This window comes from Geobacillus proteiniphilus, from assembly GCF_001908025.1.
GTDB lineage: Bacteria > Bacillota > Bacilli > Bacillales > Anoxybacillaceae > Geobacillus > Geobacillus proteiniphilus.
The window spans coordinates 26,505-39,660 of the sequence record NZ_MQMG01000009.1; the positions used below are offsets into that span (position 1 = coordinate 26,505).

The window sequence follows — 13,156 nt, forward strand, 5'->3', positions numbered from 1 at the left end:
ACATTGGACAGCTTCGAGCGAATGCCGACAAAGCAACGGAAAGGCGGATGAAACACAACCATGTCTCCTACATCCATCGGTCTTACACAAAGACAAGACGATCCTTTCCGCCGCTTTTCCATTTGCGCCATACAATGGTTGAGCTGCATGTTCCGTTCCATCTTTCCAAAATCGCATCTGACGATTTTCCGATTAGACCGTCTCCGGCGCGGCGGGCGTCCGCTTTTGCTTCCGCCTGCGCCCAGCTGCGAGCGTGCGAATCGACAAGTAAATGCCCGTCGCCGTTAAAATGATCATCGCCACTGCGGCAAGATCGACCGCCCAACGGATGTCGAGCGAGCCGATTCGCCCTTCGTGCAGCTGGCGGATGAACATTCCAAGCGACGTCCCTCCCCCTTCAGCGCGCGGCGCCACCGGTGCGGCGGCTGCTCCTCCGTCAGATGCTTGTCCCGCTCTGAACGTGCCGCCTTCTTGCATGGCGCGATGCATCTCGCCGCGTTCGGTCTGGCCGATGAGCCATGGTTCAGACAGAAGCAGGCCCGTCACCGCCTCAACAAGCAAAAAGATCGAACTGATCAATCCAATCCAAAGATGCAAATTCCTCATTTTCCTCATCGCCGTTTTCCTCCTTTTCCTCTTCGCCCATCATCATAACCAAGGAAAGTGAAAAAATGGTGAAAATCCTTCCCTTCCATTAGCGAGCGAAGCCAAGCGCACAGCTTTTTCACCGTTTTTTCACGGATGTTTGGTATGATAAAAACAAGGAAGCTGGAACGGGAGGAAAGGCGATGAAAATTTTGCTTGCGGAAGATGATCTCCATTTAGGGGAATTGATTGTGCATTTATTAAAAAAGAAAGGAATCGACCATATCGATTGGGTTCAAGAGGGCGAAGACGCATACGATTACGCGATGGCGGAGTTTTACGACGTCGTCGTGCTCGATTGGATGCTTCCAAACGGCGATGGGGTGGACATTTGTCGGCGGTTGAGGCAAAACGGCTATACGGGCGCGATTTTGATGTTGACGGCGAAAGACGCTGTGCAAGACCTCGTCACCGGGCTTGAAGCCGGGGCGGATGACTATTTGATCAAGCCGTTTGAAATCGATGAACTCGTCGCGCGCTTAAAAGCGCTCGCACGGCGCACGTTCGTCCCGCTCCAAGAGGAAAAAGTGACGTTTCACGGCTTCACATTGAACCGGACAAGCCATACGCTGCACCGCGGCGATGAAGAAATTTTCCTCACCCCGCGCGAGTTTCAGCTCCTTGACCTGCTCGTGCAAAACCAAGGCCAAGTCGTTCCGCGGGAGACGATTTTGGACCGCGTCTGGGGCTGGGATGCGGATGTGTCGATGAAAACGATCGATGCAACGATCAAACTATTGCGCAAAAAGTTGAAAGACGATGTCATTCAAACGGTGCGCGGGGTGGGATATAAAATTGATAAATCGATGGAATGAATGGCGCGACTGGCTGCGCCGCTTAGGAAGCGCCGACTTGTTCCGCCGCGCCCATTGGCGGCTGACGGCGCTCTATAGCGGCATTTTCACCTTGTTTCTCGCCTTGTTTATCATGATCGCCGCTGCACTGTTTTACTGGATCACCACGTCCGATCAAGAGCGGCGCATCACCCGCCTCGCCGAGCAAGAGGCGAATACGATCGAGCAGTTTTTACTGAAGCAGAGCGATTTTGACTTGTTTAATGATGAAAGCGTCGTCCTACTTAGTGAAGATCAACTTTTCTTTTACGTGATCGGCCCGAACGGCGACCTGCTCGCCGGGGATGAAATTCATCCGCGCCTGCGCCCGTATTTTTTGAACGTCTTGTCCCGTATGGACACAGGCGAGCGCACCCCTGTGTATGTGACCGTGTCGCTGCCCGAGCATATGCCAGGCCTCGCCCGCGCCGCCGCTCGCGACTGGCGGGTGCTCGCTGTTGCCCATCCGCTTATCATTCATGGGGATTTTGCCGGCATGCTTTATATCGGGATGGACGTCACGTCGTTTTTCGGGGTGTTCCATTGGCTGCTCATTGTGCTCATCGGCCTGGCCGTTCTGTTTCTCGCCGGCGGGATGGCGCTTAGCTACTTTATGTCCAAGCGAGCGCTCATCCCGATTGAAGAAGCATACGAGCGGCAGCGCCAGTTCGTCGCCGACGCCTCGCACGAACTGCGGACGCCGCTGAGCGTCGTCTTCTCGTCCGTGGAGGCGCTTGCGCTGGAAGATGATGTGATGAAAAACGACTTCGCCCGCCGTTTGCTCGACCGCCTGCGTGAAGAATTGAAGCGGATCACGAAACTGATGAACGACCTGTTGACGCTCGCCCGCGCTGATGCGAAGCACGCCTCTTTGGAGCTGGCGAAACAAACATTTGATTTCCGCCCGCACGCTGAGCGCACGTTTCAGCTCGTGTCGGAACTCGCGGCGAAAAAGCAGATCACGATGCATTTTCACGCCCCAGAGCAGGCGATTGTCACCGCCGACCCGGACAAATTGACGCAGCTGTTGTACATTTTGCTCGACAACGCGATCAAATACACTCCGGAAGGCGGAGAAGTGACATTGTCGATCCGCACCGAGCCGAAGCAGTTCGTCCTTTCCGTCAAAGACACCGGCATCGGCATCCCTCCCGAGGACATCGGCCGCATTTTCGACCGCTTTTACCGCGTCGACAAAGCGCGCTCGCGCCAACAAGGCGGCCACGGCCTCGGCCTGTCCATCGCCAAATGGATCGTTGACGCCCATGGCGGCACGATCCACGTCCAAAGCCAAGTCGGCCAAGGATCGGAATTTCTTGTCCGTCTGCCTGTCTAAAAGGGAGGTGAAAAACCATCGTTTTCCCATCATGCAGCGGTCTTCGAGGGAATGCAAAGGTTAAGGTTCGCAAACTTTCTCTATTTGAGAACCCGCATTTTTGTGCCGCGTTTTCTATTAAATCACCGTCCTTCTCAGTTTTTGCGCTTACCGTCATCGACAGCCGACAAGGCGTTCATGCTTTCCTCTAAGTCAAAAGGTGTCCCAAACGGATCGGGACACCTTTTGCTCATCATGACCAGATGAACGGTTGAACCTTATATTTTACCATACCTTAAAGATGAATTGATCATTTCTACTTGTTGCAAGCATATGTTGTTTATGTTAAGATGTAAAACGAAATGACCAAAATGTCCATTTAGTCAAAAACAAAGGATGAACGCCCATGTCAGATAAAAAGAAACAAATTATTGATGCAGCAACCAAGTCGTTTTCACTTTTTGGTTATAAGGCGACGACAATGGATCAAGTGGCGAAGATGGCGAAAGTCGGGAAAGGAACCATTTATACGTTTTTCAAAAGCAAAGAAGAGCTGCTTGAGGATATTGTTTCTTCCGTCATTTCCGAAATTAAGCGCGAGGCGGATGCGGCGATTGATCATCGCTTACCGTTTAATGAAAACGTACAACGAGCCTTGCAGCGTATCTTTACGTTTCGCAAAGAGCATGAACTGACAATAAAACTTTTACAAGAAGTTCGTGATATTGGCACGCCAGCTGTACGGGACGTGATGAAGCGGCTTGATCGCGAAATGATCGCTTACATTCGTGAGAAAATTGAAGAGGCGATGGCAAAAGGTGAAGTTCGTTCTTGCGATTCGGAGTTAATGGCGTTTTTAATGTTTAAAATGTACATTGCTTTAAACATTGATTGGGGAAAAGAGCACGAACCATTGTCTCAACAAAAGATTGCCGAACTGTTTGATTTATATTTGTTAAAAGGATTGTCTCCATGATGGACCTTCTCTTTTTTATGAAAAAATGACTAAATGGACAAATTGGTCAACGTTTTTACAAAAGGAGGTTAAGCATGTGCACGCATTTCAATTATGGATGCAAGAATTGAAAGCAGTCACATCCAATCGGAAAGTGCTTATTCCGATTATGGCTGTATTATTTATTCCACTTCTATACAGCGGCATGTTTTTATGGGCGTTTTGGGATCCATACGATCATTTGGACGAACTTCCTGTCGCCGTGGTAAACAAAGACAAAGGGACAACGTTTGAGGGGAAAGAGTTTCATCTCGGCGATGATCTTGTTGAAAAGTTAAAAGAAAAAAAACAGTTTGATTGGCATTTTGTAAACGAACGTGAAGGGGAAAAAGGATTAAAAGAACAAAGGTACTATATGCTCATTCAAATCCCTGAAGATTTTTCACAAAATGCGACGACGTTACAAGACGATCATCCGAAAAAACTTCAACTTATTTACAAGCCCAATGAAGGGTTTAACTTTTTATCCGCCCAAATTGGCGGAACAGCCGTTGAAAAAATCAAAACAGAAGTAGCCAAAACGTTAACGGAAACGTACGCAGAAAATATGTTTGAAAACATTCAAACATTAGCAGATGGGTTAACAAAAGCGAGCGATGGGGCAAAACAATTACATGATGGTCTCGGCGAGGCAAAAAATGGAACAAACAAACTGTATGATGGAATGAAAAAAGCGCAGGATGGATCAAAAGATTTGCATCATCATTTAGCGACACTTGCCGAAAAATCCATTGCCTTTACTGACGGATTGCATCAAGCAACCAATGGTTCCGCGCAAGTTCAAACAGGTGTTCAAATGCTTGACAATGGGATGAAACACATGGTGGACGGGCAAGGGCAGCTGCTTGACGGAGCAAAACAAGCGCAAGAAGGAACCGCGAATCTTGCTTCAGGTGCAAAACGTGTATATGAAGGAATGCAAGCACTCGATGCCCGCATGTCGCAACTTTTGCAAGGTTCGGAACAATTAAGCGGGGGAGCCGAAAAGCTAGCAACATCACTTGCACAATGGCAACAAGGGGCGACTCAAGTTCAAACAGGGGCGACTCAAGTAACAGGTGGGCTTGAACAGTTAGCGGCGCAGCTTGATGCACTCATTGCTCAAACCTCAAATCCAACGCAAAAGGCTGTGTATGAGCAGCTAAAAGAAAATGTTGTAAAATTATCATTAGGAAGCAAACAAATCGAAAATGGCATTGCTCAGTTAAACGATGGAGCCAAAGCATTACAATCAGGAGCAGCATCGTTAAACGGAGGGGCGAAACAGCTGCATGAAGGGCATATTGCCCTCGATCGCGGAGTAAACGAACTGCTTGCCGGACAACAACAGCTTGTAGATGGCGCAAATGCACTTGCGAACGGCCAAGAAAAGCTTGTTGCAGGCATGAATACGTTACACGAAAAAATGAAAGAAGCGGAACAAGGAGCAGCCAAGCTCGCGAATGGCGGCCAAACGCTTGCCTCCAGTCTGCAAGTGCTTGCTCAAGGCGCTGACCAGCTTCAAGACGGCGCACACCAATTGGCGGATGGTTCGCAGCAATTAGCAAGCGGAATGAATGAATTAACGAGTGGAACAAGGAATTTGCAAGATGGTATGAATCGACTGACAGACGGCTCAGAAGAACTAGTGGATAAGTTAAAAGAAGGGGCCAAAAAAGCAAGCGACGTAAAAGCAAATGAAGACGTATACGACATGTTTGCAGAACCGGTGAAAGTAAAAAATGAAAAAGTGAATGAAGTGCCAAACTACGGAACAGGATTTACACCATATTTCTTGTCGTTAGGATTGTTTGTTGGGGCGCTTTTACTTTCGATTGTCTTCCCGCTTCGCGAACCAGCGGGGGTTCCGCGTTCACCATTTCATTGGTTTTTTGCAAAATTTGGTGTACTCATTGGTGTTGGTATTTTGCAAGCGCTCCTTGCCGATAGCGTATTGCTTTACGGACTTGACTTACAAGTGAAAAGTGTTCCGTTCTTTATCTTGTTTAGCGTCGTCACAAGCATTACTTTTTTATCTGTCATTCAATTTCTCGTTACAGCCTTTGGGGACCCGGGACGGTTTATTGGGATTGTCGTATTAATTTTGCAATTAACAACAAGCGCTGGAACGTTCCCACTCGAGTTAATTCCGCGTTCGTTGCAGCATTTTAACGCATGGCTCCCAATGACCTATTCTGTTTTCGGATTCAAGGCGGTCATCTCAAGCGGCGATTTCTCATTTATGTGGGAAAACATCGGTAAGTTGCTCCTGTTTATCGTCGCCATGATGGGTGGAACGATGACATATTTTACGATTCAACATCGCCGGCGATTTGCAACGGCCGTCGAACAAGCTTCTGAGGCATAATACGCTTCAGAAGCTTTTTTTCTGAAGGGCTTAATCCGGGAAAACGATGCTTTGTCAAATGCCGCCCCGACAAAACATGTTTCTCACACCCTTCACTTCATTTCTATGTAATTGAACATTTTTTCATCATTTCTTGTCAACATACGAGGATCAATCGTTTCACTGCCAATGAATTTTAGATTCGTTTTACGGAATTGATGATGTTCACAACCGATTGAAAAAATTTTTGTTTTCACCTAATTTTCTCCTTCCCCCTCTACAATACAAACCGTAAGCCAGTCCACCACCAAAAAAGGAGGTGACGACGTGAAAAAAACACGGACTCTTCTTCTCATCGCGCTCATGGCCATCGTTGGATTCACCATGTTCCATCTCGCGCCATATGAAGCAATGGCGCACGGGCGTCCGGGCGCCCCGTTTGACGGCATGCATGGCGGATTCGGGCATCACCGTCCAGCGCTCGGCATGGGGCCGCGCGGAGGCTGGATGATTCCGGGCGTGATCATGTGGCTCATCCCGCTCTTGCTCGTGGGCGCGGGGGCGATATGGCTCGCAGTGAAGCGGTCGAAGCGCTGGATCGGTTGGGCGCTTGTCGCTTTAGGCGTTGCTGCGATCTTGCCGAAATGGGTGCTGATCTTGCTGGCGCTGGCCGCCGTGTACGCCTTAGGACGCCGCCAAGAGCGAAAACAGACCTTGTCCAAAGAATGGGTGCCAGCACCGCCATCCGTTTCTGTCGATTGGTTGGATGAATGGGAAAAAACAATACAAAAGGAGGCAAAACAACATGGGCATTTTTCGCCGGATCAAAACGATCATTCTCGCTGAGGCGAATGAACAAATTGACCGATGGGAAGACCCCGTTGCCATGACGAAACAATATTTGCGCGAGCTTGAGCAACAACTCGAACAAGGCCGCCAAGCGCTCGCCCAACAATGGGTCGCCGAGCGGCGCTATGAGACGCTCATCGCCCAAGCCGAAGCGACCATTGAGAAACGAAGCCGCCAAGCGAAACTGGCGCTCGAGCGCAACGAAGAATCGGTCGCCAAACTGGCGCTGCGCGATAAACTGCTGTACGAGAAAAAGCTGGAGGCGTACAAACAACAATACGAAGCCGTCAAAGCGAAAACAGCTGAGGTCGCCAATCGCTTGAACCAACTGCGCGAACGGTACGACGAACTCGCCGCCAAGCAGCTCGAGCTCGCGGCGCGGGTGAACGCCGCCCAAGCGTTGAAACAAATCGACACGGCGCTCGCTTCGTTTTCCGCCGATGAGGCGCTGCGCGGTTTCGCCCGCATGGAAGAGCGCGTCATCGCCTTAGAAGCCGAAGCGGCCGCCGCCCGGTTCGGGACGAATGTTGCGTTGTCCCCCGTGCCATTTGATGAAGAAGTCGAACGTGAGTTAGCCAAGTGGAAAGAAGCCCAAGCGAAAAACGCCTAATCCCCCCTTGACATAGATGCCCCCCTTGCCTTTGGGCAAGGGGGATTGGTTTGTTCTGGGAAATGACACCGCACGGCCTGACGGTCGTTTCCTCATTCAGAAGCAAAATCGTTTCCTTCGTTTTTCCATCGTGGTAAAATCATTAGAGAAACGAAATAATACAGGAGATGACCTCCCATGAACTGGAAACGAAGCGTCCGCGTTCTTTGGCTGTGCAATTTCATGGTTTCCGCTGGGATGACGATGGTCATTCCGTTCTTGGCGTTGCTTTTATGGGACATGGGGGTGACCGAGCACCGCACCCTCAGCGTATGGACGGGTTTCGTGTTTTCGATCACATTCCTATCGGCCGCCATCATGGCGCCCATCTGGGGTGTGTTTGCGGACAAGTACGGGCAGCGCGCCAACCTCATCCGCGCTGGAATCGGCATGGGCCTCATCACCGGCTGCATGGCATTCGCCCATTCGCCAATGGCATTGCTTGCGCTCCGGTTTCTGGTGGGCTTTTTCTCTGGGTTTATTACGGTGTCGTTTTCGTATTTGGCTCGCGTCGTTCCGAAAGAACATAGCGGCGAGGCGCTCGGGACGCTGCAAACAGGCGGCATCGCCGGCAACATCATCGGGCCGCTCATCGGCGGCGCCTTATCCGACCTGTTCGGCTTCCGCCCGGTGTTTCTCGTGACCGGGCTTTGCATTTTACTGACGCTCTTGCCGGTCATTTTTTGGCTCGAAAAAGACCCGGTCGCGCCGCAGACGAAAGAGAATCAAGCGAGTTTCAAAGACGTGTTCGCCCATCGGCCGCTCATCATCTTATTTATCGCCACTTTTCTCGTGCAAATCGCGATTCTTGGCGTCAACTCGATGATGACGATTTTTGTCCAATCACTGATCGGCAACACTAGCAATCTCGCCTTGCTATCGGGGCTTGCCTCCTCCATCACAGGGATTGCGACGATCATCGGAGCGCCGTATTTAGGGAAGCTCGGCGACCGGATCGGGCAAGCGAAAATGCTGCCGATTTTGCTTGTGCTGTCCGGCCTGTTCGCCTTGCCGCAAGTATGGACGGACAACATTTATGAGCTGTACGTGTGGCGCTTTTTGCAAGGGCTTGTTGTCGGCGGCGTATGGCCGTCTATTCAAGCGCTCATCAACGTAAACAGCCCGCGCCGCATTCAAGGGCGGGTGTTCGGCGTCACGGCAAGCAGCCGCTTCCTCGGCAACTTGACTGGCCCGACCGCCGCAGGCGCGATCGCAGGGGCCTTTTCCATTTCTTCGATTTTCACCTTGTCAGGATTGCTTCTGATCGCCACCGGCGCATTGGTCGGGTATGCGACGCATGACCGTGCATGGCGCGAGGAAATGAAAGAGAAGATCGCCGCTTGGACGCATCGTCTCCATAGTCGGCACTGACAACCACAGCGGCAAGATGCGCGGCAGAAAAAACGAGACGGCCCGAAGAACCATTCCTTTCGGGCCGTTTCCTCTCATCGTTTCATTTCTCCGTCCATTTGATCCATCGAAGCAACGAATACGGAATCGCTTCCCCGACGCGTCCGTTCCGTCCGGTCGTCGTCTCCGCCGTCGTCAGCGCGTTCCAAATCGCTTCTTCGGTTGCCTCGATCGCGGCTTGAAACAATTCATTCATGAGCGGCGCATCATCGCGGACAAGCGGAGGGAGCGGTTGGTGGGAAGAATCAGAGAAATGCGGAATCGTATAAGCATTGGAAAACGTGATGACAATATCACCGCTCCCATGATGGACATGGCTTCCCGTCCGCGCCAGCCCAACCGCCGCCCGCTTCGCCAGCCGCTTCAACTGCCGCGCATCAAGCGGCGCATCGGTCGCCACGATCATCATAATCGAACCAGCCGGCACATCCCGTTCATCAAACGACGGCGGCACATACGGCACCAACCGCAACTCCTCGCGCCGTCCAAAGTTGCTCACCACCAACGCCCCGACTGTATACATCCCGCCCGCGATCCGCGACGAGCTGCCAATGCCCCCTTTCCAGCCGAAGCACATCATCCCCGTTCCTGCGCCGACCGCCCCTTCTTCCATATCGACGCGCGCCTCGGCAATCGCCTGTTTCGCATGCTCCTTCGTCACCGAAAGCGCCCGCGCCGTATTCAAATAGCTGTCATTGCATTCACCGACGACAATGTTGACCGACCCGGTCGTATCTCCGATCTCCGGCGTCATCGCAAGCATATGCTCGAGCGTCCCTTGCCAAACCGCCCCGACGCTGAACGTATTGGTCAGCATAATCGGCGATTCGATCGTGCCCAGCTCCTCGACTTGCACCAACCCGGCCGTTTTCCCAAAACCGTTCAAAACAAAACAAGCCGCGGGCACCTTCTCCAAAAACCAATTGCCCCCATGCGGCAACACCGCCGTCACCCCGGTGCGGATCACCGTCCGCTCATCAATATCTTCCCGAATCGTCACATGACCGACCCGCACACCAGGCACATCGGTGATATGATTGCGCTCCCCTGTCGGAAGCGTGCCGATGGAAAAACCAAGATCGCGAAGTTTAGAGCGCATTGCAACCTCCGTTTACTTCCGAATGATGTGAAGCCAACTGATGGAAACAACTCCAAACGAACCAAAAGCTTGAACATTGAACGCTCTCCCACCTACGCTCACGCGTGGAAGTGGGGGGGCTTCTCGGCGCGAGATGATAAATTCCCAAATATTTTTTCCATATCTTTGTTGAATCGACATCATCATTTTTTTGGTTTGGCTGCAACCCAACCAGTCTTGTACCTACTCATCCGGTTCGAATGATTCTGTTATTTCGAAGTTTCAATGCCTCATAGATACGATAAAAACTTGTGCACGGCGTTTCTCCTCTCTCATGAAACGCTCAGTTTCAATCCCTCATAGGTACGATAAAACCTGGGATGTTTTGTTTGTGATTCTCGTGTATGATTTGTTTCAATCCCTCATAGGTATGATAAAACCCCCAAAAAATGCTTGATATATCAAGATTTTTCCTCCAAGACTATTTTCAGAATATCATACTCCGAAAAATTCTGCCAATAATCCTCATCCTCGATGGCTGTAAGCTTCAAGCGCATAAAAAGATTGTCGTCAATCCCTTGGGATTTTTGCACGATTGGGGGTCGACGACAATTAAACAGTTATCAATCGCTCTTCTAATATAAATAAGCCTCTTTAAAACCGGTCTGCACATCATAAAATGCATCCACCTGATCGGGAGACACCCAAAGGAAATTCGCTTTGACACCTCCACGCGCCGCAAACTCCGCTAGCTGGCTGTCCACCAACCGATTGACCCTTACTTGAACCATATATTGGCTCATCGTTGTTGTTATCCGACGGAGAACAGCTCTCTTTTCGTAAAAAGACATATTTGTCGCCATCATAACACGCTCATACTCATCGGCTAACTCGGTTGCCTCTTCTGTCAATTCAATAAACACATCAGCCACTCCGTCCGTCTCAATCAACTGAAATTCATTGAGTTTTTCCAAATTAAGCCGACAAATCGCTTCATTCCATAGATCGCGTGAGATATCCATGGGAAGATGTTTTGCTAAATTCTGATAGTAGTCAAACAACAAACGTGGAAAGAGCGGTTCAGGCACTTCTTGATACATTTCCAACAGTTTTTTTGTCCAATTGAGATGATGGGAGCCATATATATATTGTGCATCCTCTTCAAGCCGCATCACATACACTGGGCAAAGTTCCCCTTTCTTTCCATGGCGATTCACCCTGCCCGCCGTTTGGATAATCGATTCTAATGGAGCGAGATCGCGATATCCAATGTCAAAGTCCAGATCGACCCCTGCCTCAATCGCTTGGGTAGAGACTAAAATCACAGGATTTCCTTTCGAATCAGCCAATCGCTCCCGCACTGCCTCGATTACTTGGCTTCGTTGCCAAGGAACGATATTAGTCGACAAATAGAAAATTTCCACATTCCGCAATACCCCTTCCGACTGAGCCTTTTTCAGCAATTGGTAAATCTCCTTGCTTCTACGAATGGTATTCATTACAACCAATGCGGATTGATGCGGCTGCCGAGTATCAAGAAACAAGCTGAAAAAATCTTCAGCGTTTCTCTTACGCTCGATCCTGGAAATGAGCTGGGTGCGAGTGAAGCTAGCGAAGTACTCTCTATGGCTAGGCAATAGTTCTATAGGCTTGCAGAACGATTGACCAAGCAATCGATCCCCCAGCTCCAACAATTTCGGCTGAGTGGCAGTCATTAAGATGAATCTGGTTCCATAGTACTCCGCCATTTTCCGCAATACAGCTCCTATCAGCGGCATATATTTTTCTGGAAGTGTTTGTACCTCATCGAGGATCACAATGCTTCCAGCCAGCTTATGAAATTTCCTGAGCGGACTGTTCCGATTGGTAAAGATCGAATGGCACAGCTGGACGAACGTTGTCAATACGACATCGGCTTCCCATGCCTCCGTTAGTAACAAACGTTGGTCTAGCGGTAGCTCTTCCCCCTCTTCAGTAGAGAAGCTCAAGTCTGCGAGGCGATGGTGTGCAAGTACTTGTGCGTTCTTGCCGAACACCGCCTCATAATCTCGTCGGCTCTGCTCAATAATATTGATGAAAGGAATTGCGGTGATAATCCGTGGAACGTATCCTTCCAATTCAGCAATCCGTTGCTGCAGGTAAAGGGCGCATTCCAATGACGCAAGGGTTTTGCCGATCCCCGTAGGAGCAGTAATGGTAAAAAATTTCTCCTTTCGGATTTGCTCATCTTCTAGTCCCTTTAAGACCGACATCATCTGTTGGCTTGCTCTCTTCCTTCGCTCTGTCATGGGAGAAGCCGTCTCTCCCACATGCTTGACACGGATATAATCCGTCACCCTTGTTGCGGAAACCGTCTTAACAGCAGAGGGCAACACACCTCCAGAATCTAATTTATCCGAATCAATGAGCAAGGAAAAGAAGTAATTCAAGGCAAAGAACCAATAATCTCTCCGTAATCTTCCTTTCATATGCTGCGGCATATGCAGGAAATGGCGGGTATCAGAACGCCATCGACCGAAATCGACGTGTTGAGGCAGCTGGAGGAAGTCGACATTCTCCTGCAGTCCAAGGTCTTTTAAAATGCAATGCCATTTTTGCTTGATGTTTACGTACTGTTGTTCCAATACCGTCCAGAGCTCATCTGAAAACAATCCCTTTAAGGTAAGGCTTCCATGGTGGAAACGAACGCAAAGGTAGGCGATAAACGCCCAAACGTGCTTCTCAAGAGATGGAATATGATCCAAACACTGTTCCGCAAGGGCTCTTGCGAAACAAGCGGAAATGTGAGCGTGACTGCTCAGCTGTGACGTTTTCCCTTCCATGAGATGGGACTGAAAATAGTCCGTGTACTTGCCAATGTCATGCAAAAACATGATAATTTTCGCTAAAACTCTCACATCCCTATTTTCCAGACTTGGGAACATTACCGTCGGCGGAATAAATTGTTGTCCATTTTGAGCAACAGTATGAAGATGTTCAGCCAATAGATGTCGCATTTCACTCGTGCGATCATAGTGAGCATAATACTTCATCCAA

Annotated in this window: 11 protein-coding genes; 7 read left to right on the forward strand and 4 right to left on the reverse strand. The window is 49.9% G+C overall.

Annotated features, from left to right (window positions below; translation table 11 throughout):
• Positions 1–192 precede the first annotated feature (192 nt).
• Positions 193–615, reverse strand: a complete 423-nt coding sequence (locus BRO54_RS04875) for a PepSY-associated TM helix domain-containing protein (RefSeq protein WP_074043273.1) — start codon at positions 613–615, stop codon at positions 193–195.
• A 173-nt stretch (positions 616–788) separates the two neighbouring features.
• Between BRO54_RS04875 and BRO54_RS04880 the strand changes: the two genes are divergently transcribed.
• The 4 genes from BRO54_RS04880 to BRO54_RS04895 all read left to right on the forward strand — a co-directional run bounded on the left by BRO54_RS04880 (position 789) and on the right by BRO54_RS04895 (position 6,155).
• The gene (locus BRO54_RS04880; RefSeq protein ID WP_074043274.1) at positions 789–1,460 is read left to right on the forward strand and encodes a response regulator transcription factor; all 672 of its coding nucleotides are present in this window, start codon (positions 789–791) and stop codon (positions 1,458–1,460) included.
• Positions 1,441–2,814, forward strand: a complete 1,374-nt coding sequence (locus BRO54_RS04885) for a sensor histidine kinase (protein WP_074043275.1) — start codon at positions 1,441–1,443, stop codon at positions 2,812–2,814. Before BRO54_RS04880 ends, BRO54_RS04885 begins: the two co-directional genes overlap by 20 nt.
• A 385-nt stretch (positions 2,815–3,199) precedes the next feature.
• Positions 3,200–3,769: a TetR/AcrR family transcriptional regulator gene (locus tag BRO54_RS04890; RefSeq protein ID WP_074043276.1), complete on the forward strand. Its 570-nt coding sequence runs from the start codon at positions 3,200–3,202 to the stop codon at positions 3,767–3,769.
• 76 nt (positions 3,770–3,845) lie between these two features.
• A complete protein-coding gene (locus BRO54_RS04895; RefSeq protein ID WP_074043277.1) occupies positions 3,846–6,155 on the forward strand; it encodes a YhgE/Pip domain-containing protein in 2,310 nt (769 codons plus the stop codon).
• 92 nt (positions 6,156–6,247) lie between these two features.
• Here BRO54_RS04895 and BRO54_RS19790 read toward each other — a convergent pair whose 3' ends face one another.
• Entirely contained in the window at positions 6,248–6,391 is a 144-nt protein-coding gene (locus BRO54_RS19790) for a hypothetical protein (protein ID WP_161496643.1), read from the reverse strand.
• A 70-nt stretch (positions 6,392–6,461) separates the two neighbouring features.
• Between BRO54_RS19790 and BRO54_RS04900 the strand changes: the two genes are divergently transcribed.
• The 3 genes from BRO54_RS04900 (at position 6,462) to BRO54_RS04910 (ending at position 9,003) form a co-directional block, all read left to right on the forward strand.
• Positions 6,462–6,980 carry a hypothetical protein gene (locus BRO54_RS04900; protein ID WP_074043278.1) on the forward strand — a complete coding sequence of 173 codons (519 nt, stop codon included), beginning with the start codon at positions 6,462–6,464 and terminating at the stop codon, positions 6,978–6,980.
• Positions 6,940–7,593 (forward strand): PspA/IM30 family protein, encoded by a 654-nt coding sequence (locus BRO54_RS04905; protein WP_074043279.1) that lies wholly within the window; start codon positions 6,940–6,942, stop codon positions 7,591–7,593. Before BRO54_RS04900 ends, BRO54_RS04905 begins: the two co-directional genes overlap by 41 nt.
• Before the next feature lie 177 nt (positions 7,594–7,770).
• Positions 7,771–9,003 (forward strand): MFS transporter, encoded by a 1,233-nt coding sequence (locus tag BRO54_RS04910; protein WP_074043280.1) that lies wholly within the window; start codon positions 7,771–7,773, stop codon positions 9,001–9,003.
• Positions 9,004–9,085: 82 nt separating this feature from the next.
• On the opposite strand, the gene BRO54_RS04915 is transcribed toward BRO54_RS04910, so the two are convergent.
• Both BRO54_RS04915 and BRO54_RS04920 read right to left on the reverse strand, forming a co-directional pair.
• A complete protein-coding gene (locus BRO54_RS04915) occupies positions 9,086–10,141 on the reverse strand; it encodes a DmpA family aminopeptidase (RefSeq protein WP_074043281.1) in 1,056 nt (351 codons plus the stop codon).
• A gap of 614 nt (positions 10,142–10,755) precedes the next feature.
• Positions 10,756–13,152: a CRISPR-associated helicase/endonuclease Cas3 gene (locus BRO54_RS04920; RefSeq protein WP_074043282.1), complete on the reverse strand. Its 2,397-nt coding sequence runs from the start codon at positions 13,150–13,152 to the stop codon at positions 10,756–10,758.
• Positions 13,153–13,156: the final 4 nt, after the last annotated feature.

Coding starts and splice junctions, on each gene's coding strand:
- BRO54_RS04875 (WP_074043273.1), bottom strand. CDS start 615: ATGAGGAAAATGAGGAATTTGCATCTTTGGATTGGATTGATCAGTTCG.
- BRO54_RS04880 (WP_074043274.1), top strand. CDS start 789: ATGAAAATTTTGCTTGCGGAAGATGATCTCCATTTAGGGGAATTGATT.
- BRO54_RS04890 (WP_074043276.1), top strand. CDS start 3,200: ATGTCAGATAAAAAGAAACAAATTATTGATGCAGCAACCAAGTCGTTT.
- BRO54_RS04905 (WP_074043279.1), top strand. CDS start 6,940: ATGGGCATTTTTCGCCGGATCAAAACGATCATTCTCGCTGAGGCGAAT.
- BRO54_RS04910 (WP_074043280.1), top strand. CDS start 7,771: ATGAACTGGAAACGAAGCGTCCGCGTTCTTTGGCTGTGCAATTTCATG.
- BRO54_RS04915 (WP_074043281.1), bottom strand. CDS start 10,141: ATGCGCTCTAAACTTCGCGATCTTGGTTTTTCCATCGGCACGCTTCCG.
- BRO54_RS04920 (WP_074043282.1), bottom strand. CDS start 13,152: ATGAAGTATTATGCTCACTATGATCGCACGAGTGAAATGCGACATCTA.